The following is a 25,077-nucleotide window of genomic DNA, read 5'->3' as shown; positions in this document are numbered from 1 at the left end:
ATTCGCCGCCGCCGCCAGATCCGCCGGCGGAGCGAACCGCCGCTCCTCCTTCAACAGATTCGCCAGGCTCTCGTTGGTGCTCACGCCAGCTCCTTGTCAGGTGTCCCAGATGTCCCGGCACTACCTCACCAGTCCTCGCCCACCGTGACAAGGGTCTTCCGCCAAAATGGTTTAGACCTTTGTGGCGAGGTTCCGCGGGTCGTGCCACGGGCCGTCGTCCGGCCCTCCGCCGGTTCCCCAGTGGGGCGCTGACGCGTACCCGGCGCCACCGGCTGAGGCCGTGTCCGGCCGTACCGCGCGGAAGACACTCCTCGGCCGGTCCAGCATGTACGCCTGTGCCTCGCCGACGTGGAAGTACATGCCGTGCAGCTGCAAAGTGCCCTCGCAGACGCGCCGGGCCACGCACGGGTGGGCCATCAGGTTGTCGAGTTGGATCATCACGTTGACAAGGGCGAGGCGCTCCAGGTCGTCGGCGACCGGTCGCTCGGCGACTGCCACTTCGCCCCTGCCGAGCCGACCGATCCGGCCCATCCTGGCCAGACTCGGCCTGCCGTGCCGCAGCCACCTCGCCAGGGGAGTCTGGGCGCCCGGCTCGTGGCCGGAGCCGAGCAGCGCCTGCATCGCGCCGCATCCGGAGTGGCCGCACACGGTGATGCTGGACACCCGCAGCACCTCCACCGCGTACTGGACCGCGGCCGCCACCGAGTCGCAGGACGTGTCCGAACCGGGCGGCGGCATCATGTTGCCGATATTGCGGACGGTGAACAGGCCGCCCGGGCCGCTCGACGTGATCATGCTGGTGACCAGCCGGGAGTCGGCGCAGGTCAGGAAGAGCTGAGTGGGGGCCTGGCCCTCGCGGGCGAGGCGGGACAGTTCCTCGCGGACCAGCGGGGCGGTGTCGCGCTGGAAGGCGCTGACGCCGCCGAGCAGCGGGCCGACCCCTGTGGCCGGCGAGGCTGCCGGACGTACGCAGCGGTGATCGCGCCAGGGTGTCCACGGCCGGCAGGCGTGCGCCTTCATCGGTCCGGCGGCGGTGGCGCCGGAGCTCGCGTCCGCCGCTTCCCGGGTGACGCGAAAGCGGAACCGGTGCCGGGCGGTGCCGGCGTGGGCAGCGGGGGCAGCGGGGGCAGCGGTGCCGGCGTGGACAGCCGGGTGGGCGGGGTCGGCGAGGTCGGCCCGGTCGGAGCGGAAGCGCGCGGGACGACGCAACCCCGACCAGCGCAACCCCGACCAGCGCAACGCCATCCGGCGCAACGCCAGGAAGGCGGCGACCGCGATGCCCGCCGTCATTCCCTGCGGCACCCCGAAAAGCGCCACACCGCCGGCAGCGGCCGCGTACACCGGGAACTCCCGATGCCACTGGATGTGCCTGATGTGCGCAAAGCTGATCATGTGAATGCCCACCGCCGCCACCAGCGCGGCCAGGGCTGCCGACGGGACGGCGCCGAGAGCTCCGCCCGCTGTCGCACCTGCGAACAGGACCACCCACAAGCCGTGCAGCACGGTGGCCCCTCGCGTGCGCGCGCCGGCGGCCACGTTTGCCGGGCCGCGGACGGCGCAGCCCGCGACGGGCAGGCCGCCGAGCAGCCCCGACACCACGTTCGCCGCGCCTTGGCCGAGCAGTTCGCGGTCCAGGTCGGCCGGCGGCGGGGCGTGCGGTCCCGGCCGCTTGGCCCGCAAGGTGTCGACGGTGACGGCCGACAGCGACGACTCCATGCTCGCCACCAGCGCGACGGTCAGGACCGCGGCGGCGATGCCCAGCGCGGGGCCGGACGGCAGTGTGGGCAGCACCGGTGTGCTCCAGACGGGCGGCGTGGCACGCGGCACGGCCTGCCCGGCACTCACCGCCGTGGCCAGGGCGACCGCGGCGAGTGGCGCGGGGATCGCGCCCAGCCGGGCGAAACGGCCCTTCAACCGGGGCCAGCCCAACAGGACGGCGGCGGTCAGCGCCCCGATCGCCACAGCGGTGGGGCGGGCATGAGCCACCTGCTCCGGCAGCCCCTCGATGTTCCTCAAGGCGGTGCTCCGCGCGCTCCCGCCGAGCACCACGTACACCTGCCCCAGGGTGATGACCGCACCGATCCCGGCGAGCGTGCCGCGCACGACCGCCGGACCGAGCGCCAGGGCCGCCCTGGCCGCGCGCAGGCTTCCGACCAGCATTTGGGCGAGGCCGGCCAGCACGGTGACGGCGCAGGTGGCCCGCCAGCCGTAGCGGTGGACCAGGTCGGCGGTGACCACGACAAGCGCGGCCGCCGCCCCGCTGACCTGGAGCGGTGCGCCGCCGAGCGGCCCGGCCAGGAGGCCACCGACGGCAGCCGCGATCAGTCCCGCCTGTGGTGGGGCGCCGGCTGCCGCCGCGATGCCCAGTGACAGAGGGACGGCGATCAGGAACACGGTGATCGACGCGGACAGGTCGGACCTGTGGACTTTCATGCTTCCCCCTCCAATTGCACAAGTGCGTGTAAATGGAGAGTAACGAAGCGGATGCGGAGAGTGAAGAGAAGGGGGGTGAATTAGTCCGTGATTTCCCGCTGTGGAGTGAATTGTCGGATCAGAGGAACAGCGGTTTGGTCAGCCGGTCAGCCGGTCAGCCGGTCAGCCGGTCGGCGCCGTCGTCGTATGCACCAAAGCTTCGCTCAGCACGAAAGCCGGGTCGATCTGGGCGGCGAGGTCGGCGCCGGTCCTGGCGTTGCCCCAGCTTTCGGCGTTCTTCCGGTGGAAATGGGCCATCTGCTCGGTGTACCGGGTCCAGTCCCTGGCCTCGTACGCCGCGTCGGCTCGGGCGTGGAGCGTGCGTAGTGCCTGCCGGTTGGCCTCCTCCAACTGTTCGAATCGGGGCGGGCGGCCCTTCTCCATGGCGCGGACCCAGTCCGAGTGGCCGACCGTCGCCAGAAGGTCGTCGCCCGCCTCGTCGCGCAGGAAGGCGAGGTCGTCCGCGCCCTGGACCTTGTTGCCGACGACCGACAGGCCCACGCCGAAGTCGCGGGCGTACTCCTTGTACTGCCGGTAGACGGCGATGCCTTTGCGGGTGGGCTCGACGACCAGGAACGTCATGTCGAAACGGGTGAACATTCCCGAGGCGAAGGAGTCGCTGCCGGCCGTCATGTCGACGACCAGGTACTCGCCGCGGCCGTCCACGAGGTGGTTCAGGAGCAGCTCCACCGCGCCGACCTTGGAGTGGTAGCAGGCGACGCCGAGGTCGGACTCGTTGAAGGGCCCGGTCACCATCAGGCGCACCCCGCCGTCGTCGAGGTCGAGACGGCGGGCGCAGGCCGCGTAGACGGGGTTGTCCTCGCACAGGCGCAGCAGCCGCGAGCCGCGGCCCGGCGGAGTGGTCTTGATCATCTCCTCGGCGGAGGCGATACGGGGGTTGGCGCCGCGCAGGTACGCCTTGATCTCCGGCAGGTGGGCCCCCAGCGCGGGCAGCGCGGCGGCCTCGTCCTCCTCCATGCCCAGGGCGGGGCCGAGGTGCTGGTTGATGTCCGCGTCGATCGCGACGACCGGGACCCGCTCGGCGGCGAGATGGCGGACGAAAAGGGACGACAGCGTGGTCTTGCCGCTGCCGCCCTTGCCAACGAAAGCGATCTTCATGTTCGGTGAGCGTAGCGGCGGCCACGGCCTCCGGGCGCTGCCCGAGTGGGCAAGGCCACTCGTTCGTGGTCGTGTCGCCGTCCGGGTGATGCGTAGGGTCGTGACATGGCTACGAACGCAGCTCCGTCCCCCGGCTCCGCGCCCGGGCGGCAGGACCCGCTGGCCGCCCTCGGTGAACTGCCCGGCGTGCCGGAGGCGGTGGACTCCGTACGGCAGGCGGTGGACGCGGTGTACGGGCACCGGGTGATGCGCCGCAGGTCGCAGGAGGTCGCTTCCGAGGCCGCGCTGCGCGGCGCCCGGGCCTCCGCGGCTCTCGCGGGCGCCGACTGGCCGCTGGAGGAGGTGCGCCGGCGGAGCGACTTCTCCGCCGACGACCAGGCACGTACGGTCGGTGCGGCGCTGCGGCTTACCGCCGAGGCCGGTCAACTGCTGAGCGTGTGGCGGCAGTCGCCGCTCCAGGCGCTGGCCCGGTTGCACCTGGTCGCCGCCGGTGGCGCGGCGGAGCCCTCGACGGTCGGGCGGCCCCGGCTGGCCGGGGAGCCGGTGGCGGAGACCCTGACCGGCCTCGCCGGGATACCGCTGCCCGAGCCGGACGAGGTGACCGCGCGGATCGACGGTCTCGCCGGGCTGCTGCGGGCGGGCTCCACCGCCCCGGCGCTGGTGGTCGGCGCGGTGGTGCACGGCGAACTGCTTTCCTTGCGCCCCTTCGGGTCCTTCAACGGCCCGGTCGCGCGTGCCGCCGAGCGCGTCGTACTGGTGGGCAGCGGCCTCGATCCGAAATCCGTCTGCCCGGCGGAGGTCGGGCACGCCGAACTGGGCCGGGCCGGATACCTCAAGGCCCTGAAGGGCTACGCGTCCGGCACTCCCGAGGGGATGGCCGAATGGATCACGCATTGCGGCCGGGCACTGGAGCTGGGCGTGCGTGAGAGCGTCGCCGTCTGCGAGGCGCTGCAGCGGGGCGCGGCCTGATAGGTGCGGCCCGAAGAGCGCACGTGCCGGCCGTCGTCGCAGGCCGGCGGGCAGCGGTTGCCTGAGGAATTGCCTCGGGAAAGGAATGCGGCGGCACCTCGGGGGTGCCGCCGCCGGCACGGCCGTCGAGTTACCAGTGCGTGCGCGGTGTTTCGCCGATCAGGCCGGGATCTTCGCCCGTCACCTGGTACGGCTGGCCCGGTTGGCGGGTCGGCTACGCGTGGGTGCCCGACTTTCGTGCTCGGTCCGTGGGGCCGTCTGCTGTGAACTCGGTCTTCCTCTCGGAACTCCGTGGTCTCGCGGGCCGCTAGGTCCTTTTTACCGCCGACCGCTACGAAGCGGAACCCCTGGTCACGGTTTTTACTTTTCCCTTCAATCAGGACATAAGGGCGGGCCGGCGGCGGCGCGAGGCCAGCCAGACGAGCCCGGCCGTGACGGCGGCCGCACCGACCGCCGCCGCCGCGAGCACGGACATCCGGGGCATGGTCAGTGCCGGGATGCGCTGGTGCAGCCGGACCGGACGGCTGAAGGTCAGAATCGGCCACTCCCGGGCGACGGCCTCCTTCCGCAGTGCCCGGTCCGGGTTGACCGCGTACGGGTGCCCCACCGACTCCAGCATGGGGATGTCGGTCACCGAGTCGCTGTAGGCGAACGACCGCTTCAAGTCGTACCCTTCCGACTCCGCCAGCCGGGTGATGGCCTCGGCTTTCGCCGGACCGTAGACGTAATGTTCGATCTCGCCGTTGTACGCGCCGTCCTCCACCACCATCCGCGTGGCCACGACGTGGTCGGCGCCCAGCATCCGGCCGATGGGCTCAACCACCTCGGAGCCGGAGGCGCTGACGATGACCACGTCCCTACCGGCGGCGTGGTGCTCCTCGATCAGTGAGGCGGCCTCGTCGTAGATGATCGGGTCGATGAGCTCGTGCAGCGTCTCGGCGACGATCTCCCGCACCTGCTGCACATTCCAGCCGCGGCAGAGATCGGAGAGGTATTTGCGCATACCTTCCATCTGGTCGTGGTCCGCGCCCCCCACCAAGTACACGAACTGGGCGTATGCGGTCCGCAATACTGCCCGCCTGTTGATGAGGCCGCCCTGGTAGAAGGAGCGTCCGAAGGCGAGGGTGCTGGACTTGGCGATCACGGTCTTGTCGAGATCGAAGAACGCGGCGGTGCGCGGCGGCAGGTGGTTTTCCACGGGACGAGCATAGGCAACCACCATTCGGCGTAAGCTGAGGCGCGTGGGTTTGCCTGAGAAGGCCTTCGGGTACACCATGGAAGTCACGGATCGTTCGCGACCGTGCTAACCCGGTCTGGCTCCTCCCCCCCCGAGTCGGACCGTGGGGACGACCCCCGCTCTCCCCCCCGGCGGGGGTCGTCGCATGTCCGGACACATGTCGCAGCTCCCGGCCCGGCTCGGCTCGGTGCGTGGTCATGAGCTCCTCCTTCGTACATGTGTGCGCTCTGCCGTGTACGACGAGTGACGGTGTGTAATCGTTCCGCGGAAGACCGGAAGTCACCCGTCCGAGTGGCGAAGTTATCCACAATCGCCGAGTTGTCCACAGATTCCGACCAAGATCATCCCAATTCCCCGTCTCTCCCCCAAGCTGATCGCAAGCGAAGCACGCCGTGCTCGCAACCGACGTGACGGGGGACGGAAAAATGACACGGGACATGAGGCCCGATCGACCGCGGACCTCGGCGGAACGCCCCAGTGGGCCGCTGATTGTGACCGAGGACGAATCTCTTCTCGATGATCTGCTGCGCCTGTGCGCGGCGGCCGGGACGGAACCGGAAGTGGTCTTCGCCGCGCCACCACGGGCGAGTCGGTGGGACAACGCACCGCTCGTCCTGGTCGGAGCGGAGGCTTCCGGAAGGGTCCGCGGCGCGGCACGCCGCAAGGGCGTGCTGCTCGTCGGCAGGGACCTCCACGACCACGAGGTCTGGCGGCACGCCCTGGACATCGGCGCCGACCACTTGGTCATGCTGCCCGACGGCGAGACCTGGCTGGTCGACCGGATCGCCGACGTGGCCGAGGGAGCGGGCGAGCCCGCGCTGACCGTCGGGATCGTCGGCGGCAGGGGCGGCGCCGGGGCCAGCACCCTGGCCTGCGCGCTCGCCGTCACCGCGGCCCGCACCGGCCGACGCACCATGCTGATCGACGGTGACCCGCTCGGCGGGGGTCTGGACATCCTGCTCGGCGCCGAGCGCACCGGCGGTCTGCGCTGGCCGGATTTCGCCGACTCCCGGGGGCGGGTCAACAGCGGCGCGCTCGAGGAGTCGCTGCCCCACCTCGACTCCCTCAGCGTGCTGAGCTGGGACCGCGGTGACACGGTGGTGGTGCCGCCACATGCCATGCGGTCCGTGCTCGGAGCCGCCCGCCGCCGCGGCGGTCTGGTCGTGGTCGATCTGCCGCGCCGGGTCGACGAGACGGTCGCCGAGACCCTGGCGCAGATCGACGTCGGGCTGCTCGTCGTACCCGGCGATCTGCGGGCGGTGGCCGCCGCCGCCCGCGTGGCGTCAGCGGTCACCATGGTCCTGAAGGACTTGCGGATCGTCGCGCGCGGCCCCTTCCGGCCGGGGCTGGACGATCACGAGATCGCCCGCCTGGTGGGACTGCCGCTCGCGGGCGAACTGCCCGACGAACCAGCACTCGCCGCCGACCCGGCCGGGGACGGCCCGCCCGGCTCGTCCGGGCGCGGCCCCCTTGCCCGGTTCTGCGCCGCCTTCCTCGCGCAGGCGATGCCCGCGGGCGGGAGCGTGACCGTATGACCGCCGAACTCCTCGACGCCGTACGCATGCGCCTTGCCGAGCACGGCGGCGAGCCGACGCCCGCCCGGGTGGCCGCGGCGCTCCGGGCCGAGGGGCGGCTGCTCGGCGACGCCGAAGTGCTCGGCGTGGTCACCGCCCTGCGCTCCGAACTCGTCGGCGCCGGTCCGCTGGAGCCGCTGCTCGCCGACCCCGAGGTCACCGACATCCTCGTCAACGCGCCGGACCAGGTCTGGATCGACCGCGGTCGCGGGCTCGAACGCAGCGAGGTGGGCTTCGCCGACACGGGCGCCGTGCGCCGCCTCGCTCAGCGACTGGCCACGAGCGCGGGGCGCCGACTGGACGACGCGTGCCCGTGGGTGGACGGTCGCCTCCCGGACGGCACGCGGCTGCACGCCGTGCTGCCACCGGTGGTCGTCGGCTCGCCGTGCCTGTCGCTGCGGGTGGTGCGGGCCCGGGCCTTCACCCTGGCCGAGCTGATCGCGGTCGGCACGCTGGACGCCGAGACCGCGGCGCTGCTCGGCGCGATCCTCGACGCCCGCCTGTCCTTCCTGATCAGCGGCGGCACAGGCTCAGGCAAGACCACGCTGCTCAGCTGTCTGCTCGGACTGGTCGACCCGGCGGCGCGCGTCGTTCTCGCCGAGGACTCGGCGGAGCTTCGCCCCGACCACCCGCATGTGGTCCGCCTGGAGACCCGCCCCGCCAACCAGGAGGGCGCCGGTCTGGTCACCTTGCGGGACCTGGTCCGCCAGGCGCTGCGCATGCGACCCGACCGGCTCGTCGTGGGCGAGGTGCGCGGCCCCGAGGTCACCGACCTGCTCGCCGCCTTGAACACCGGCCATGAGGGCGGGTGCGGCACCGTGCACGCCAACGCCGCCTCGGACGTCCCGGCCCGCCTGGAAGCGCTCGGAATGACCGCTGGGCTCGACAGGGCGTCTCTGCACAGCCAGCTGGCGGCCGCTCTCTCCGTCGTCGTTCATCTGGTGCGGGACGACTCGGGCCGGCGGCGGGTCGCGGAGGTCCACGTCCTGCGGCGTGGCGCCGACGGGCTGGTGGCCACCGTGCCGGCGCTGACGCGCGACGCCAGGGGCGCCGGCGAGCGGGGACCGGGCTGGGAGCGGCTGATGGCCCTGTGCGCGGGGGACGCGTCATGACCGCCGGGGCGGACCCGAGGGCCCTCGTATGGGCCGCCGCACTGTGTGCCGTGCTCGCGCTGTACGCGGCGTGCAGCCGGCAGGACGCGGGCCGCAGGGCGAGGCGGCTCCTCGAAGGCCCGGCCCCGGGAGGTCCCGGACGGTTCTCACAGCCCTTCCCGTGGCCCGGGGTGATCGAAGCGGTGGCCCGGCTCCGGCGGTGGCTTCGGACCCGGCTGCGACCCGTACGGGCGGCGGCTTCGGAGCCGGAGCGGGACGGAAGAGGACCCTCCCGGTGGATCGGCGCCCTGCGGTTGCGGACGAAGGAGCCCATGCCGAGGGGACCCGGGCTGCCGGGTCCGCAATGGTGGCCCCTGCCCGGAGTCGGCCCGCAGGCGGTGTGTCTGCCGCTCGGACTGGCGCTGGGTGTGGTCACCCGTTCGCCGCTGCCTGTGCTCGCAGGAGCGGCCGGGTGGCCGCTGGCGGGGCGGGCACTGCGTCGGCGCGGCGAGCGTGCGGCGGCCGAACGGAGGATGGCGGCGGTGGCCGCGCTGTGCGGCGCGACGGCCGCGGACCTGCGCACCGGACGACCCGCGCACACCGCGCTGGGTGACGCTGTCGAGTCGGCCGGATGGCCGGCGACCCCCGAACTGGCCGAGGAGGCAAGGCTGCTGCTGTCCGCCGCTCGCTTCGGCGGGGACGTCCCCGAGGCTTTGCGTGCGGCGGGGCGCCTCCAGGAGGGCGCTCAAGGGCTCGTCGCGGCTGCCGCGTGCTGGCAGGTCGGTATGGACGGCGGTGCGGGACTGGCCGCCGCGCTGGACCGCGTGGCCGCCGCGCTGCGGGCCGAGGCGGACCAGAGGGACGACCTGCGGGCCCAGTTGGCCGGACCGCGGTCCACGGCGGTGCTGCTGGCACTGCTCCCCGTTTTCGGCCTCCTGCTGGGAGCGGGCCTGGGGGCCGACCCCTTCAGGGTCCTGCTGCACACGCCGACCGGATTGTTCTGCCTGGCCGCGGGAGGGCTGCTGGAGTGGGCGGGGCTCGCGTGGACCGCCAGGATCGTTCGTCGCGCGGAGCGCGGCCCCGCACCCAGGACGACCGCGACGAAGGCGGCGGACAGGAGGGCGGCATGAGCGGCTGGTCCGTCCACAGCCTGGGGATGACCGCGGCGCTCGTACTCGGCGCCCTCGCCGCGGCCCTGGCATTCGTCGACGTGCGGCGGCGCCGGGAGGACCGCGCGGCGCGGGCGATCGTGGACGCGGGAAGCGTTCACGAGCCCGGGCGAAGGCCCCGGCCGGGGACCGGCGTCGGCTCGGGCTCCGCGTCGGGCCGCCGGAAGGCGGGGCCACGGCCGACGCCGGGGGCGGCGCGGGTGCCGCGATCGGCCTTGAGGCCGGCCTCAGCCGTTCGTGCGCGAGCGGGGCAGCGGTCGCGTTCGGGGCCGCACGCCGGGACGGGCGCGTGGCCGGGACCGGACCGGAAGGCCGGACCGGGCTCAGGGCGCGGCCCCGGCTCGGACCGCGGGCCTACGCCTCGGAGGAAGGTGCCCGAGTCCGGTCCGGAGTCGGCGGCCGGCCTCGGCAGGCGGCCGGAACCGGCACCGGGACAGGGACCGGACGCGGGGGACGGCGCCGGGACCGGGCGGGAGACAGGGCCGCGGTGGCCGCGGGCCGACGCCGGCGGGCTGATGCGGGAATGGGGTCCAGCGGTCGGCGCCGGGCTGGGAGTGGCCGTCCTCGTCGGAGGGCTGACGGGCGTCCTCGCCGGGGTGGGGGCGGCGTTCGGGGCCCGGGCTTGGCTCACGAGGCGGCAGGGCGCCGCTCAGGGCGCGGAGGGAGGCGAGCGGCCCGACCCGTCGGAACTTCCCCTGTGCGCCGACCTGATGGCCGCCTGCCTGGCCGCAGGCGCGACGCCTGGGGAGGCGGCCGAGGCCGTGGGGCGGTGCATGGGCGGCCCGTTGGGGACCGCGCTGATACGGACGCGGGCCGAACTGCGGTTCGGCGCGGAACCGGACGAGTGTTGGGAGCGGTTCGGCCGCCTGACAGGGGCCCGTGAGATGGGCCGGTGTCTGGCGCGGGCGTCGGTGACGGGCAGCGCGCCCTTCGCCGAGATGTCGCGGCTTGCGGCGGACTACCGGGCCGGGCAGACCCGTTCGGCGCTCGCCCGCGCGCGAAAGGCTGCGGTCCTCGCCACAGCGCCCCTGGGCGTGTGCTTCCTGCCCGCCTTCTTGCTGGTCGGCGTCGCTCCCGTGGTGATCGGGCTGGCCGGGACGGTCCTCGGCGGCCGCCTCGGGTGACCACCCGAATGCCGGCATTCCCCCAGGTGGGTGAAAGCACCCCCCTGACCACGACAAACACAACTCAGGAGGAAATGATCATGATGGAGAAGTTCGCCGTCCGGCTGGGCCGCAGGGTACGGCGGTGCCGCGAGGCGATGGACGCCGGGATGAGTACGGCGGAGTACGCGGTGGGCACGATCGCGGCATGCGGATTCGCCGCCGTGCTCTACCGGATCGTGACGAGCGGGCCGGTGCGGTCGGCGCTCACCGGGGTGATCGAGAGGGCGCTCCATGTGCCGTTCTGAGCGTGCCGGGCCGCGTCGCGGGGACGGCGGCTATGTCACGGCCGAGACGGCGATGGTGATCCCCGTCCTGGTGGGGCTGGCCGCGCTGCTGATCTGGGGACTCATGGCCGCCGCGGCGCAGGTCCGGTGCGAGGACGCGGCCCGGGCCGGCGCCCGGGCCGCGGCCCGGTCGGAGACGCCGGACGTGGTGCGTGAAGTGACGCGGCGGGCGGCGCCCGCCGGCGCCCAGGTGCGGGTGGCGCGGGACGGCGACATGGTTCGGGTACGTGTCACCGTGCCGATGCCTCGGTACCCGGTTCCGATCACAGCGGAGGCCGCGGCTCTCGCCGAGGACACCGTGGGTGCGGACGCCGCGGGCGCGGGCGGGGAAGGCGCGGGGCCGTGAGCCGGCACTGCCCGGACGACCGGGGTTCGGCCACGGTGTGGTCGCTCGGGCTGATGGGGGCGCTCCTGGCGGTCTTCACGGCCGTGCTGCTGATGGACCGGGCGGTGATCGCGCGTCACCGGGCCGGCGCCGCAGCGGACCTGGCCGCCCTCGCCGCCGCCGATCACGCCCTGGACGGCCGGGGCGCGGCGTGCGCCCTGGCCGCAAGGGTGGCCGGGGCGCAGGGCGCCGTACTCGTCAGCTGCTCGGTGCGCGGGGAGGTGTCCGACGTGGTGGCGCGGGTCGGCGGGGCCAGGGTCAGGTCCAGGGCCGGACCGCCGGAAGCCGCCTACCGGGGCGGGGACCCGCGCTCAGCCCGCACCGCCGCTGCCGTCGGGTCCGGGTCCGGGTCCGGTGCCGGTGTCGGTTTCCGTGCACGTGCCCGTATCGGCGTCGGGTTCGGTGACGTCCGGCTCGGTGATGTCCGGTTTCGTGACGGCCGGGTCGGCGTCGGGAGCGCTTGCACCGCTCCCAGTCGCGTTCGTCCCGCTTCGGCCCGCGTCCGTGCCCTGGCCCTCGTCCTCGCCTTCCCCGTTCTGGGGTCCCGCGGCCAGAAGGCAGTCCAGGAGGCGGACGGCGGCGGCCTTGTCGAGGGGGTCGTTGCCGTTGCCGCACTTGGGGGACTGGACGCAGGAGGGGCAGCCGAAGTCGCACTCGCAGGAGGCGATGGCCTCGCGGGTGGCGGTGAGCCAGGAGCGGGCGGTGCGGAAGGCGCGTTCGGCGAAGCCCGCGCCGCCGGGGTGGCCGTCGTAGACGAAGACGGTGGGCAGGCCGGTGTCGGCGTGCAGCGGTATGGAGACGCCGCCGATGTCCCACCGGTCGCACGTGGCGAACAGCGGAAGGAGGCCGATGGAGGCGTGCTCAGCGGCGTGCAGCGCGCCGGGCAGTTCCTCGGGGTGGATGCGGGCGGCGTCCAGTTGGGCGGACGTGACCGTCCACCACACCGCGCGGGTGCGCAGCGTGCGCGGTGGCAGGTCGAGTCTGGTCTCGCCGAGCACCTCGTTGGTCAGCAGACGGCGGCGCAGGAAGGAGACGACCTGGTGGGTGACCTCGACCGACCCGAAGTGGATGCGGGCCTCCCCCCAGGGCTCCTCCATCTCGTCGGTCAGGACGCTGACCTCGGTGGTGTCGCGGGCCATCGTGGAGTACGGCGGGTCGGCGCGTTCGACGAGCGCGACGCCGTCCTCCAGGTCCAGACGCCGGACCAGGTAGGTGCGGCCCTGGTGGAGATGAACGGCCCCCTCGTGCACGGTCGTGTGCGCGGCGCCCGCGTCCACCGTGCCCAGCAGACGGCCGGTGGCGGACTCCACGACCTGGACCGGCCGACCGCCCTCGCCGCGGATGTCGGTGAGGTCGGCGGCCCGTTCGCGCCGGGTCCAGTACCACCCGCCGGCGCGGCGCCGCAGCAGTCCCCGCTTCTCCAACTGCGGTACGAGGGAGGCGGATTCCGGCCCGAAGAGGACGAGATCGTCCTCGGTGAGCGGCAGCTCGGCGGCAGCGGCGCACAGGTGGGGGGCGAGGACGTAAGGGTTGTCGGGGTCGAGGACGGTGGACTCCACCGGCCGTTCGAAGATCGCCTCGGGGTGGTGGACGAGATACGTGTCGAGGGGGTCGTCGCGGCCCACCATGACCGCCAAAGCGCCCTGCCCGGTGCGGCCGGCCCTGCCCGCCTGCTGCCACAGGGACGCCCTGGTGCCCGGATAGCCGGCCAGCAGCACGGCGTCGAGGCCGGAGACGTCGACGCCGAGTTCCAGCGCGGAGGTCGAGGCGAGGCCGAGGAGGCGGCCGGAGTGCAGGTCGCGTTCGAGGGCGCGCCGCTCCTCGGGCAGGTACCCGCCGCGGTAGGCGGCGACCCGGTGGGGGAGTCCGGAGTCGATCTCGGCGAGGCGTTCCTGGGCGATCAGGGCCACCAGTTCGGCGCCGCGACGGGAGCGTACGAAGGCGACCGTGCGTACACCCTGGAGGACCAGGTCGGTGAGCAGCTCGGCGGACTCGGCGGTCGCCGTGCGCCGGACCGGAGCGCCGTGCTCCCCGGACAGGGCGGTCAGCGGCGGCTCCCAGAGGGCGAAGGCCAGCTCGCCTCGCGGCGAGGTGTCCTCGGTGACCTCGGCGACCGGCACGCCGGTCAGCAGCCCGGCGGTCCTGCCCGGATCGGCCGCGGTCGCGGAGGCGAGCAGGAAGACCGGATCGGCCCCGTAGCGGGCGCACACCCGCCGCAGGCGGCGCAGCACCTGGGCGACGTGCGAACCGAAGACGCCGCGATAGGCGTGGCACTCGTCGATCACGACGTACCGCAGGCCGCGCAGGAAGGAGGACCAGCGGGCGTGGCCGGGCAGGATGCCGCGGTGGAGCATGTCGGGGTTGGTCAGCACGTAGGTCGCGTACTGGCGTACCCACTCGCGTTCCTCGACGGGCGTGTCGCCGTCGTAGACGGCGGGTCTGACCGCCGTGCCCAAAGGCGCGGCGAGAGCGGCCACCGCCCGGCGCTGATCGGCGGCGAGGGCCTTGGTCGGCGCCAGGTACAGCGCCGTGGCGCCCCGCCCGGCCGAGGGCCCCTGTCCGGGCGGGCGTCCCCGCCCTGCCCGGCCTCCCCGCGCGCCGGCGGCGGCCGGCCCGGCCGCGCCCTCCCCGCCGGCCGTCTCCGCGGACGCGGAACCCTCCGCGGACGCGGCCGTCTCCCCCCGCCCGGGGGGCCGCTCGGCGCCGTCGAGGAGCGCGCTGAGCACCGGGGCCAGATACGCCAAGGACTTGCCGGAGGCCGTGCCCGTGGCGACCACGACCGAATCGCCCCGTACCGCGTGGCCTGCGGCGAGGGCCTGGTGTTCCCACGGCCGGTCGATCCCCGCGGCCCGGATCGCCGCGACGACTTCGGGGCGGATGGCGTCCGGCCAGGACGCATGGCGGCCCGCCCGCGCGGGCAGGTGCTCCGTATGGGTGATGCGTACGGCGCGGTCGGCCCCCGCGGCGAGCCGCTCCAAAGCGGTCCGTGGGGACGGGCGCCCGTGCGCCGACTGCGGACGATGATCCTGGGCCATCGGCACTCAGTGTGTCACCGGAGTGACGGACAATCGCAGTAAGGCGTCGTGCAGGCCCACCGCGAAGTGATTGAATGCCATCGCGGCCGCCGCTTCTTCCCCTACCGTCGGTGGGGAGGCGCCCCCGCTACCGTCGGTGGGGAGGCCCCAGGGGGGCGCCGCGTCGATGCAAGGTGCTGGAGGATCCGTGGACCTGTCCCTGTCGACCCGAACCGTCGGCGATCGCACGATCGTCGAAGTCGGCGGCGAGATTGATGTGTACACCGCGCCCAAGCTGCGTGAGCAGCTGGTGGAGCTCGTGAACGACGGGAGTTACCACCTGGTCGTGGACATGGAGGGTGTCGACTTCCTCGACTCCACCGGCCTGGGTGTGCTCGTCGGTGGGCTGAAGCGGGTGCGTGCGCACGAGGGATCGCTGCGTCTGGTGTGCAACCAGGAGCGCATCCTGAAGATTTTCCGTATCACCGGCCTGACCAAGGTGTTCCCGATCCACACCTCGGTCGACGAGGCTGTCGCGGCGACCGACTGACCGTCCGAGCGACGTCGCCCGAGAGGGGCACCGGGCGGCACGCCCGTCCGGTCCCCTGTTCTGCCCACCCACAGGACCGGAGGGGGACCATGCCCACCGTAGAACTGCTCTTCAGCGCCCAGCCGGAGCACGTGCGCACCGCACGGCTGGTGGCCGCGGCCGTGGCGCGCCGGGCGGGGGTGGACGAGGCGGCTCTCGACGAGGTGCGGCTGGCGGTGGGCGAGGCCTGCAGCCGGGCCGTCGGCCTGCACCGCAACAGCGGGGTGGAGGCACCCGTCCAGGTGCGGCTCACCGAGGACGACAAGAAGTTCTCCATCGAGGTGGCCGACGAGGTGCCCGGCACGACGTCCGGCTCCGCCCCGGACTCGGGCGACGAGGCCGCCGACGACGAGGGGGAGATGGGCCTGGCCGTCATCAGCGGCCTCGTCGACGACTTCGAGGTGCTGGACGGCGAGAAGGGCGGCGTCATCCGTATGAGCTGGCCCACGGTGGCCCCGTAGCTCGCTTCCCGTAGGACGTCTCCCACCTTCGGCCCACCGCCTCGCCACGCGTCCGACTCGCCGTCCCACGCCCGGCCAACCGCCCCGCCACGTTCCGCGGCCCCGCCGTAGGTCGGGCCTCCCTTCCGCCTCCGGACCCCTCTCGCCTCACGGCCCCCGCCTTGTCCCCGGTACCCGCCCCGGCTCCTTCCTGGGCGCGGCTCTCATACGGCCGAATGGCGCCGCGCGGAAACGCGCACCTTCACTTACCGTGGGAATTCCCAGCGGGCACCCTTTTTTGATCTTCGGGTGCTCCCTACAATCCGTCCATCTTGCTCAGCTCGCTGAGCGCGCGGCTTGAACAGCCGTAGGGAGGCCGCGAGAGCCGCACGCCCATGCGCCAAACGTCAAGGAGGACGAATGGCGGGGCCACTCACCCCTCACACCACGCTTGCCGCGGCACCGGTATTGACCAGCGGTAATCGCGCTCTCGTATGGATCATCGCGGTGGTAGCGCTGGCCGCACTCGCGGTCGCCGCCGTGCTGGTCCGTGAAGTGCTCGCGGCGGACGAGGGTACCGACAGTATGAAGAAGATCGCCGCTGCCGTGCAGGAGGGGGCCAATGCCTACCTCGCACGGCAGTTCCGCACTTTGGGGATCTTCGCCGTCGCGGCGTTCTTCCTGCTCATGCTGCTGCCTTCGGACAGTACGTCACAGCGAATCGGCCGTTCGATCTTCTTTCTGGTGGGCGCGATCTTCTCCGCGGTCACCGGATATGTGGGAATGCGATTGGCGGTACGCAGCAATGTGCGCGTAGCCGCCGCCGCGAGGGCGGCGACATCACAGCCCGGAGAACCGGCGAAAGACCTGACGACCGTTTCCCACCGGGCGATGAAGATCGCATTCAGGACCGGTGGCGTGGTGGGCATGTTCACCGTGGGACTCGGTCTTCTCGGCGCTTCCGCGGTCGTACTGATCTACAAAGCCGACGCACCGAAGGTGCTGGAGGGATTCGGTTTCGGGGCGGCGCTGCTGGCGATGTTCATGCGTGTCGGCGGCGGCATCTTCACCAAGGCGGCGGACGTAGGGGCCGACCTGGTCGGCAAGGTCGAGCAGGGCATCCCCGAGGACGACCCGCGCAACGCGGCCACGATCGCGGACAACGTCGGCGACAACGTCGGCGACTGCGCCGGCATGGCCGCCGACCTGTTCGAGTCATACGCCGTCACCCTGGTGGCCGCGCTGATCCTGGGCAAGGTCGCCTTCGGCGATTCCGGCCTCGCCTTCCCCCTCCTCATCCCGGCCATCGGCGTCCTCACCGCCATGGTGGGCATCTTCGCCGTGGCCCCGCGCCGCTCCGACCGCAGCGGCATGAGCGCCATCAACCGCGGCTTCTTCATCTCCGCGGTCATCTCACTGGCCGGCGTGGCGATCGCCGTCTACTCCTACCTGCCCTCCTCCTACGCCGACCTCAAGGGCGTCGGCAGCGACATCTCCGGTCACCCGGGCGACCCGCGCACCCTCGCGATCGTGGCGGTGGCCATCGGGATCGTGCTGGCGGCGGTGATCCAGCAGCTCACCGGCTACTTCACCGAGACGACCCGGCGCCCGGTCAGGGACATCGGCAAGACCTCGCTGACCGGTCCGGCGACCGTCGTGCTGTCCGGCGTCTCCCTCGGCCTGGAATCGGCGGTCTACTCGGCGGTCCTGATCGGCCTGACCGTCTACGGCGCGTTCCTGCTCGGCGGCACCTCCGTCTGGCTGGCGCTGTTCGCCGTTGCCCTCGCCGGCACCGGCCTGCTGACCACCGTGGGCGTCATCGTCGCCATGGACACCTTCGGCCCGGTCTCGGACAACGCCCAGGGCATCGCCGAGATGTCCGGCGACGTCCACGGGGAGGGCGCGCAGGTGCTCACCGACCTCGACGCGGTCGGCAACACCACAAAGGCCATCACCAAGGGGATCGCGATCGCCACCGCGGTGCTGGCCGCGACCGCCCTGTTCGGCTCCTTCAAGGAGGCCACGGACACCGCCGTGGCCAAGGCCCACCCGGCCGTGTCCGACGGGCGATGGCTCTCGCTGGACATCTCCCAGCCCAACAACCTCGTCGGCCTGCTGCTCGGCGCGTCCGTGGTCTTCCTCTTCTCGGGCCTGGCGATCAACGCCGTCTCCCGCTCCGCGGGCGCGGTTGTGTACGAGGTACGGCGCCAGTTCCGCGACCACCCCGGGATCATGGACGGCACCGAACTGCCCGAGTACGGCCGGGTGGTCGACATCTGCACCAAGGACGCGCTGCGCGAACTGGCAACCCCCGGCCTGCTCGCCGTCATGGCGCCGATCGCCGTCGGCTTCACCTTCGGCATCGGTTCGCTCGCCTCCTATCTGGCGGGCGCGATCGGAGCCGGCGCCCTGATGGCGGTGTTCCTGGCCAACTCGGGCGGTGCCTGGGACAACGCCAAGAAGCTCGTCGAGGACGGCAATTACGGCGGTAAGGGGAGCGACGCCCATGCCGCGACCGTCATCGGCGACACGGTGGGCGACCCGTTCAAGGACACCGCGGGCCCGGCCATCAACCCGCTGCTGAAGGTCATGAACCTGGTAGCGCTCCTGATCGCCCCGGCGGTGGTGAAGTTCAACTACGGCGTCGACGCCAACCTCGGCGTGCGCGTCAGCGTGGCGGCCGTGTCCGTGGCGGTCATCGTCGGAGCGGTGTACGTCTCCAAGCGCCGCGGCATCGCCATGGACAGCGAGGACGACGGCGGGGACGCGGGCGGCGACCCCGCGCCCTCCGAGAAGAACTCGACCGTGGTGGCCTGAGCCACCGCCAAGGTGCCGGCCCGAGCCGCCGCCAAGGCGCCCGCCTGAGCCGCCACCAAGGCGCCCGCCTGAGCCGCCACCAAGGTGCCGGCCCGAGCCGCGGCCTTGGCGTCGGCCCGAGCCGCCACCAAGGCGTCGAGCAGGTCCGGGCGGACCGCCGGCCAAGGGCGCCCAAGAGCCACGGGCACCCTTGGCCGGCGGTGCTCTGCTGTGAACGACGGAAAATCACACCAATACGGTTCAAATCGTCTCGCGGATTCGCGGTCGGCCCCCCCTTCCCGTGTATGTTCCGGGGCCGTGCTCGGAAGCGCTCATGAGCAGGGCCGGCGAAGGGACCAACCGGTGAAGGTGACCACGAAGCTCTCGGCCGCGCTGTGCGGCGGTACGGCGCTGCTGCTGGCGCTGTCCGCGTGCGGCGGCGACGACACCGGCAAGAAGCGCGATGAATGGGCCAAGGGCGTCTGCGACCAGGCCACGACCCAGTTCACAAAGATCAGTGACGCGAGTACGGCGCTGAGCAAGGTCCCCAGCAACGGCGCCCCGGCGACTGTCAAGGCCGCGGACGCGCAGAGCTTCCAGACGATCTCCGCCGCCTATACGTCGCTGGCCGGCATCTTCAACTCCGCCGGCCCCGCACCCGGCAGCGACGGAGCCGCGTACCAGAAGAACGCCGTCGCCGCCTTCACCGCCCTGTCCGGCCAGTACGCGGACCTGAAGAAGCAGACCGACAACCTGGTCACCAGTGACCGGCAGAAGTTCGCCGACGGCCTCGGCTCGGTCTCGACCAACCTGAACACCGTCGTCGCCCAGGGGCAGCAGCGGCTCAAGACGCTGAGCCAGGGCGACATGGGCCAGGCGCTGGCCAAACAGCCCGGTTGCCGGCGCGTCTCGGGAACCGCGACCCCGGCGTCCCCGGCGTCGTCGTAGGACGTCCGACGTCGGCGCAGGGGGCGACAATGGCGGGTGTGAGTACGCCCCTCCTCCCCGCGGCCGACAGTGCCGCCCTGCTGCGGGACGACCTGACGACCGCCGCCTTCACCGCGGACGGCTGCCTGGACCTGCTGGGGGCCGTCGCCTATGCGGCGCTCTCCCGCGCCGAGACGGTCCCGGCCCTGCGCGCCACCCGCGGCGGCAGCCCGCTGGAGACCCTCGTCCGGCTCTTCCTCCTCCAGCGCCCGGTCGCTCGCGAGCGCGCTCGGGCCGCGCTGAAGGACGTGGACCGGTACGAGGCCGACGGCTGGCTGCTGCGTGACGGTGAGGACGTGCGCGCCACCGTGGACGTACGGCCGTACGCCGGGGACGGCGGCGAGGACTGGTGGATCGTCTCGGACCTCGGCTGTTCGGTCGGTGGTGCGGGAGGCGTGGGCGCCGCCTCGGGGGCCGAGGCCCTGGGGGTCGGGCGTGCCGACCTCGTGCTCGGCGTCGGCGGCGCCTCGTCCACCCTGGCCGGGATCACCGTCCGCAAGCCCGTCGGCCGGGCGCTCGACCTCGGCACGGGCTGCGGTGTGCAGGCCCTGCACGCCTCCCGGCACGCCACCCGCGTCACCGCGACCGACCTGAACCCGCGCGCCCTGCACTTCGCGCGCCTCACCCTGGCGCTGTCGGGCGGGCACGAGCCGGATCTGCGTCGGGGCAGCCTCTTCGAGCCCGTCGGCGACGAGCGCTACGACCTCGTCGTCTCGAACCCGCCGTTCGTGATCTCCCCGGCAGGCGCGGGCGAGCGGCTCACCTACCGTGACGGCGGAATGGCCGGCGACGACCTGTGCCGCACCCTTGTCCGCGAGAGCGCCGACCACCTGACCGACGGCGGCTACTGCCAGATCCTCGCCAACTGGCAGCACATCGAGGGTCAGGACTGGCGCGACCGCCTCGCCTCCTGGGTGCCGCCCGGATGCGACGCCTGGATCGTGCAGCGCGAGGTGCAGGACGTGGCCCAGTACGCGGAACTGTGGCTGCGCGACAGCGGCGCCCACCGCGGCGACCCGGCGGCGTACGCGGCCCGGTACGACGCCTGGCTGGACGGTTTCGAGCGCGCCAAGGTGGCGGGCGTCGGATTCGGCTGGATCACGCTGCGGCGCTCCGGAGCGGACCGCCCCTCGGTCACCGTCGAGGAGTGGCCGCACCCGGTGGAGCAGCCGCTCGGCGCGCACATCGCCGACTGGTTCGACCGGCAGGAGTTCCTGCGCGCCCATGACGACGCGGCGCTGCTCGGCGCGCGCTTCGCCCTCGCCCCGGACGTCGTCCAGGAGCAGGTCGGACTGCCCGGCGCCGAGGACCCGGAACATGTGGTGCTGCGATCGGCGCGCGGAATGCGCCGCGCGACCAAGGTCGACACGGTGGGCGCGGGTTTCGCCGGAGTGTGCGACGGCACGCTGCCCGCGGGCCGGATCGTGGACGCCATCGCGCAACTGCTGGGCGAGGACCCGGTGGTGCTGCGCGACCGCACGCCCGAGTCGATCAGGCTCCTGGTCGAGCAGGGCTTCCTGGTGCCGGTCGGGGAGGAGTGAGAGGAGGCGTGGGAGGGGACGCGGGTTTGGATCCCCTCACCCGTCCGGGGCGAGCGGGGGCGTCCAGCGCATCTCCAGGAGCGCGGGATCGAAGGGGGCGCGCGTCGAGCGCCCCTCCGGCAGCGGGCGCACCGTCACGGCGTCGACGACCGCCGCCACGGCGATCCTTTTCTGCCGCAGGTCGAATTCCGCCCACCGCTGCCGGGTGAAGCCGCCGAGGAGCGGATCCGGCCGATTCCGCGTGTCCGCGAGGCCGCCCCCGTACCGCGATTCGAGTTCGTCCAGGACCATGTCGGTGATCGTCCGGTCCACCAGGTCCATCCGCCGGGCCAGCCCACGGCACCGCGCCGACGTGCAGGCATAGGACCCGTGCGGGGTGCCGCGGGTCACCGGGTTGCCGACCAGGGTGGCACCGCACTCCGTGCCGTCGCGGCCGCGCCTGCCGCACCGCAGGAATCCGGACAGCAGGTACTTGCGGGTCTGAGCGATACGTCTGCGTTCCGGGGCGCGCGCGCCGGTGGGAGAAGAGGGCGCGGAACCGGCCGCGGGTCCCGCGGCTGCTGTGCCGGGCTCGCTTGTTGCGCCTGCCGCGGCGCCCGACGCAATGGCGACGGCCGAACCCCCCGCGTAGCGCCGGACCACCCGCAGCCATTCCTCCGGTGTGGCGATCGTCTCCCAGCCGCCGACCACCGGCTCACCCGTGAGGGGGTCGCGGACGAGTTCGCCGCCAAGGACGCGGTAGCCGCACACCGCCGGATTGCTGACCATGTTGCGGACGGTGGTACCGGTCCACTTGCCGCCCCTGACGGTCGGCACCCGCTGGTCGATCAGCCATCGGGTGACCGTCCGCTCCGACTTTCCCGCCATGATCATCTCTATGGCCCGCCGCAGGTAAGGCGACTCGAAGGGGTCGAGCAGGTGATTGTGCGGGCGCCCGTCGGACAGGTCGCCCGGAAGCCAGCCGAAGCGTCGGTGCCCGCCCGTCTGCCGCCCCGCGGCGGCCCGCTCGCGTACGTCCGAGCCGGATGACGGCGTGCGGTCGGCGGCCGGCCCGCCGCCCCCCTCCTCGGCGCCACGGCGAGGTGTGGCATTGTCGGCAGACGCGGTACCCGCCGTCTCGGTGGCCGGCCGGCTACGCCTGCCGCGGTCGTCGGCGTGGGTGAATTCACGCGTGATCTGCCATGTGGACGTAGCCTGCATGAGGACCCCGACGGTGTGTACTGTAATGGTTAGAACATACATCGGGTTACCGTTCGAGTGGCGTTGCGGACTTTCCTCGTTTGACACGGGCCCGGGAGGTACGGTCACACTCCGCAGCGACACCCCTTCGACCCGGAGAGAAGAGCGAAGTTGTCCCCGACCCGCGAGACCGCACGCAGCGGCCGCCGACTCGTCATCGTCGAGTCGCCCGCCAAGGCGAAGACGATCAAGGGCTACCTGGGCCCTGGATACGTCGTCGAGGCCAGCGTCGGGCACATCCGCGACCTCCCCAACGGGGCCGCCGAAGTGCCGGCGGAGTACAAGGGCCAGCCGTGGGCGCGGCTCGGCGTCAATGTGGACAGCGATTTCCAGCCGATCTACGTCGTCAACGCCGACAAGAAGGCACAGGTCAAGAAGCTCAAGGACCTTCTGAAGGAGTCGGACGAGCTATTCCTGGCCACTGACGAGGACCGCGAGGGCGAGGCCATCGCCTGGCATTTGCAGGAAATCCTCAAGCCCAAGGTCCCGGTGCACCGGATGGTGTTCCACGAGATCACCAAGGACGCGATCCAGGAAGCCGTCCGCAATCCGCGCGAGCTGAACCAGCGCCTGGTCGACGCCCAGGAGACCCGCCGCATCCTGGACCGGCTGTACGGCTACGAGGTCTCGCCGGTGCTGTGGAAGAAGGTCATGCCGCGGCTGTCGGCGGGCCGCGTCCAGTCCGTGGCCACCCGCCTCGTGGTGGAGCGCGAGCGCGAGCGCATGGCCTTCCGGTCCGCCGACTACTGGGACCTGACCGGCACCTTCCACGCGGGCCGGGCGGGCGACGCCTCGGACCCGTCCGCGTTCGCCGCCCGCCTTACCGCGGTGGACGGCCGCCGCGTCGCCCAGGGCCGCGACTTCGACCCGGCCACCGGCGCGCTGAAGGACTCCGCGAACGTCCTGCACCTGGACGAGGCGAACGCCCGCGCCCTTGCCGCGGCCCTCGCCGACACCAGGTTCGCGGTCCGCAGCGTCGAGTCCAAGCCGTACCGCCGCTCCCCGTACGCGCCCTTCCGCACCACCACCCTCCAGCAGGAGGCCTCGCGCAAGCTGGGCCTGGGCGCCAAAGCCACCATGCAGGTCGCCCAGAAGCTGTACGAGAACGGCTTCATCACCTACATGCGCACCGACTCCACCACGCTGTCGGAGACCGCGATCAGCGCGGCCCGCGCCCAGGTGACGCAGCTCTACGGCGCCGACTACCTGCCGGACAAGCCGCGCGTGTACGCCGGGAAGGTGAAGAACGCCCAGGAGGCGCACGAGGCCATCCGCCCTTCGGGGGACCGCTTCCGCACCCCGGGCGAGACCGGCCTGACCGGCGACCAGTTCCGGCTCTACGAGCTGATCTGGATGCGCACCGTCGCCTCCCAGATGAAGGACGCGGTCGGCCAGTCCGTCACCGTCAAGGTCGCCGGCACCTCCGCCGACGGCCGGGACGCGGAGTTCTCCGCCTCCGGCAAGATCATCACCTTCCACGGCTTTCTCAAGGCGTACGTCGAAGGCGCCGACGACCCCAACGCCGAGCTCGACGACCGCGAGCGGCGGCTGCCGCAGGTGGCCGAGGGCGACCCGCTGACCGCGCACGAGATCACCGCCGACGGCCACTCCACCAAGCCGCCCGCCCGCTACACCGAGGCGTCGCTGGTCAAGGAGCTGGAGGAGCGCGAGATCGGCCGCCCGTCCACGTATGCGACGATCCTGGGCACGATCCTCGACCGCGGCTACGTGTTCAAGAAGGGCACCGCGCTGGTCCCCACCTTCTTGTCGTTCGCCGTCGTCAACCTCCTGGAGAAGCACTTCGGGCGGCTGGTCGACTACGACTTCACGGCGTCCATGGAGGACGACCTGGACCGCATCGCCCGCGGCGAGGCGCAGTCCGTGCCGTGGCTGCGGCGCTTCTACTTCGGCACCGACGATGCCGACGCCGCCGCCGTGGAGCCGGTCGCCGTCCGCAACGGCCACGGTGACCACCTCGGCGGCCTCAAGGAGCTGGTCGAGGACCTCGGTGCCATCGACGCCCGGGAGATCTCGTCGTTCCCGGTCGGCAACGGCATCGTGCTGCGCGTCGGCCGCTACGGGCCCTACATCGAGCGGGGCGAGAAGGGCGAGGACAGCCACCGCAGGGCCGACGTGCCCGCCGACCTGCCGCCGGACGAACTCAGCGTCGAGTACGCCGAGGAACTGTTCGCTCGGCCCTCCGGCGAGTTCGAGCTGGGCGACGACCCGGTCACCGGCCGCAGGATCGTCGCCAAGGACGGTCGCTACGGGCCGTACGTCACCGAGGTGCTGCCCGAGGACACCCCGAAGACCGGCAAGAACGCGGTCAAGCCGCGGACGGCGTCCCTGTTCAAGTCGATGTCCCTGGACACCGTCACCCTTGAGGACGCGCTCAGGCTGATGTCGCTGCCCAGGGTGGTCGGCTCCGACCCGGACGGCGTCGAGATCACCGCGCAGAACGGCCGCTACGGGCCCTACCTCAAGCGCGGCACCGACTCGCGGTCGCTGGAGAGCGAGGACCAGATCTTCACGATCACCCTCGACGAGGCACTGGCGATCTACGCGCAGCCCAAGGCGCGCGGGCGGGCAGCCGCCAAGCCGCCGCTGAAGGAGCTGGGCACCGACCCGGTCAGCGAGCGCCCCGTGGTGGTCAAGGACGGCCGCTTCGGGCCGTACGTGACCGACGGTGAGACCAACGCGACGCTGCGCCGGGACGACGACGTCGAGACGATCACTCCCGAGCGCGGTTACGAACTCCTCGCCGAGAAGCGGGCGAAGGGCCCGGTGAAGAAGGCGGCGGCCAAGAAGGCTCCCGCGAAGAAGACCGCGGCGAAGAAGACCGCGGCCAAGGCGGCGGGCTCGGCGCCCGCGAAGAAGACGGCGGCGAAGAAGACCACCGGGGCCTGACCGGCGCGGTGGTCGGCCGCCTTCGGGCGGGCGCTGCGGACGGGCGATGGCGGGCGGGCGCCGTGGACGGGCGATGCGGGGCGGGCGACGGGCAGCCG

At 72.6% G+C, this 25,077-nt stretch carries 18 protein-coding genes and 1 pseudogene; 14 read left to right on the top strand and 5 right to left on the bottom strand.

The window, feature by feature from the left end:
* Nucleotides 1-171 precede the first annotated feature (171 nt).
* Entirely contained in the window at nucleotides 172-2,433 is a 2,262-nt protein-coding gene (locus tag K7G61_RS33300) for a bifunctional SulP family inorganic anion transporter/carbonic anhydrase (RefSeq protein WP_225850880.1), read from the bottom strand.
* Between the two features lie 162 nt (nucleotides 2,434-2,595).
* Nucleotides 2,596-3,591 carry an ATP-binding protein gene (locus K7G61_RS33295; RefSeq protein ID WP_225850879.1) on the bottom strand — a complete coding sequence of 332 codons (996 nt, stop codon included), beginning with the start codon at nucleotides 3,589-3,591 and terminating at the stop codon, nucleotides 2,596-2,598.
* A 105-nt stretch (nucleotides 3,592-3,696) separates the two neighbouring features.
* On the opposite strand from K7G61_RS33295, the gene K7G61_RS33290 reads away from it, so the two are divergent.
* Nucleotides 3,697-4,560 (top strand): oxidoreductase, encoded by an 864-nt coding sequence (locus K7G61_RS33290; protein WP_225850878.1) that lies wholly within the window; start codon nucleotides 3,697-3,699, stop codon nucleotides 4,558-4,560.
* Between the two features lie 376 nt (nucleotides 4,561-4,936).
* Here the strand turns inward: K7G61_RS33290 and K7G61_RS33285 are convergent, their stop codons facing one another.
* Entirely contained in the window at nucleotides 4,937-5,782 is an 846-nt protein-coding gene (locus K7G61_RS33285) for an HAD family phosphatase (protein ID WP_225850877.1), read from the bottom strand.
* A gap of 440 nt (nucleotides 5,783-6,222) precedes the next feature.
* Here K7G61_RS33285 and ssd point away from each other — a divergent pair, with 440 nt between their 5' ends.
* The 7 genes and pseudogenes from ssd to K7G61_RS33250 form a co-directional block, all read left to right on the top strand.
* The gene (gene ssd, locus K7G61_RS33280; protein WP_225850876.1) at nucleotides 6,223-7,332 is read left to right on the top strand and encodes a septum site-determining protein Ssd; all 1,110 of its coding nucleotides are present in this window, start codon (nucleotides 6,223-6,225) and stop codon (nucleotides 7,330-7,332) included.
* Nucleotides 7,329-8,483, top strand: coding sequence for a TadA family conjugal transfer-associated ATPase (locus tag K7G61_RS33275; RefSeq protein ID WP_225850875.1), 1,155 nt, complete (start codon nucleotides 7,329-7,331; stop codon nucleotides 8,481-8,483). Before ssd ends, K7G61_RS33275 begins: the two co-directional genes overlap by 4 nt.
* A gap of 311 nt (nucleotides 8,484-8,794) precedes the next feature.
* Nucleotides 8,795-9,592 carry a type II secretion system F family protein gene (locus K7G61_RS33270; RefSeq protein WP_225850874.1) on the top strand — a complete coding sequence of 266 codons (798 nt, stop codon included), beginning with the start codon at nucleotides 8,795-8,797 and terminating at the stop codon, nucleotides 9,590-9,592.
* A 554-nt stretch (nucleotides 9,593-10,146) separates the two neighbouring features.
* Entirely contained in the window at nucleotides 10,147-10,755 is a 609-nt protein-coding gene (locus K7G61_RS33265; protein ID WP_225850873.1) for a type II secretion system F family protein, read from the top strand.
* 83 nt (nucleotides 10,756-10,838) lie between these two features.
* Nucleotides 10,839-11,042: a DUF4244 domain-containing protein gene (locus tag K7G61_RS33260; RefSeq protein WP_374204324.1), complete on the top strand. Its 204-nt coding sequence runs from the start codon at nucleotides 10,839-10,841 to the stop codon at nucleotides 11,040-11,042.
* Nucleotides 11,029-11,427: a TadE family type IV pilus minor pilin gene (locus K7G61_RS33255; RefSeq protein ID WP_225850871.1), complete on the top strand. Its 399-nt coding sequence runs from the start codon at nucleotides 11,029-11,031 to the stop codon at nucleotides 11,425-11,427. The genes K7G61_RS33260 and K7G61_RS33255 overlap by 14 nt, the downstream gene beginning before the upstream one ends.
* A 53-nt stretch (nucleotides 11,428-11,480) precedes the next feature.
* Nucleotides 11,481-11,702 (top strand): annotated as a pseudogene (locus tag K7G61_RS33250) (Rv3654c family TadE-like protein); the annotation flags it as partial.
* Nucleotides 11,703-11,777: 75 nt separating this feature from the next.
* Here K7G61_RS33250 and K7G61_RS33245 read toward each other — a convergent pair.
* Complete coding sequence (locus K7G61_RS33245; RefSeq protein WP_225850870.1) at nucleotides 11,778-14,501, bottom strand: DEAD/DEAH box helicase; 2,724 nt, start codon at nucleotides 14,499-14,501, stop codon at nucleotides 11,778-11,780.
* A gap of 187 nt (nucleotides 14,502-14,688) precedes the next feature.
* Between K7G61_RS33245 and bldG the strand changes: the two genes are divergently transcribed.
* From bldG to K7G61_RS33220, 5 genes are all read left to right on the top strand, one after another.
* Nucleotides 14,689-15,030 (top strand): anti-sigma factor antagonist BldG, encoded by a 342-nt coding sequence (bldG, locus tag K7G61_RS33240; RefSeq protein WP_031520166.1) that lies wholly within the window; start codon nucleotides 14,689-14,691, stop codon nucleotides 15,028-15,030.
* Between the two features lie 89 nt (nucleotides 15,031-15,119).
* Complete coding sequence (locus tag K7G61_RS33235) at nucleotides 15,120-15,530, top strand: ATP-binding protein (protein ID WP_225850869.1); 411 nt, start codon at nucleotides 15,120-15,122, stop codon at nucleotides 15,528-15,530.
* Between the two features lie 399 nt (nucleotides 15,531-15,929).
* Nucleotides 15,930-18,326, top strand: coding sequence for a sodium-translocating pyrophosphatase (locus K7G61_RS33230; RefSeq protein WP_225850868.1), 2,397 nt, complete (start codon nucleotides 15,930-15,932; stop codon nucleotides 18,324-18,326).
* 342 nt (nucleotides 18,327-18,668) lie between these two features.
* Complete coding sequence (locus tag K7G61_RS33225; RefSeq protein WP_225850867.1) at nucleotides 18,669-19,253, top strand: small secreted protein; 585 nt, start codon at nucleotides 18,669-18,671, stop codon at nucleotides 19,251-19,253.
* Between the two features lie 29 nt (nucleotides 19,254-19,282).
* A complete protein-coding gene (locus tag K7G61_RS33220; RefSeq protein ID WP_225850866.1) occupies nucleotides 19,283-20,833 on the top strand; it encodes a methyltransferase in 1,551 nt (516 codons plus the stop codon).
* Nucleotides 20,834-20,869: 36 nt separating this feature from the next.
* On the opposite strand, the gene K7G61_RS33215 is transcribed toward K7G61_RS33220, so the two are convergent.
* Nucleotides 20,870-22,033, bottom strand: coding sequence for a recombinase family protein (locus K7G61_RS33215; protein WP_225850865.1), 1,164 nt, complete (start codon nucleotides 22,031-22,033; stop codon nucleotides 20,870-20,872).
* A 150-nt stretch (nucleotides 22,034-22,183) separates the two neighbouring features.
* On the opposite strand from K7G61_RS33215, the gene topA reads away from it, so the two are divergent.
* Entirely contained in the window at nucleotides 22,184-24,979 is a 2,796-nt protein-coding gene (topA, locus tag K7G61_RS33210) for a type I DNA topoisomerase (protein WP_225850864.1), read from the top strand.
* The last annotated feature ends 98 nt before the right edge of the window (nucleotides 24,980-25,077 follow it).

It is taken from the genome of Streptomyces sp. HPF1205 (assembly GCF_020400825.1).
Taxonomy (GTDB): Bacteria; Actinomycetota; Actinomycetes; order Streptomycetales; family Streptomycetaceae; genus Actinacidiphila.
Note: the sequence above shows the minus strand (reverse complement) of the source record. Positions and strands in the feature narration are given on the sequence as shown.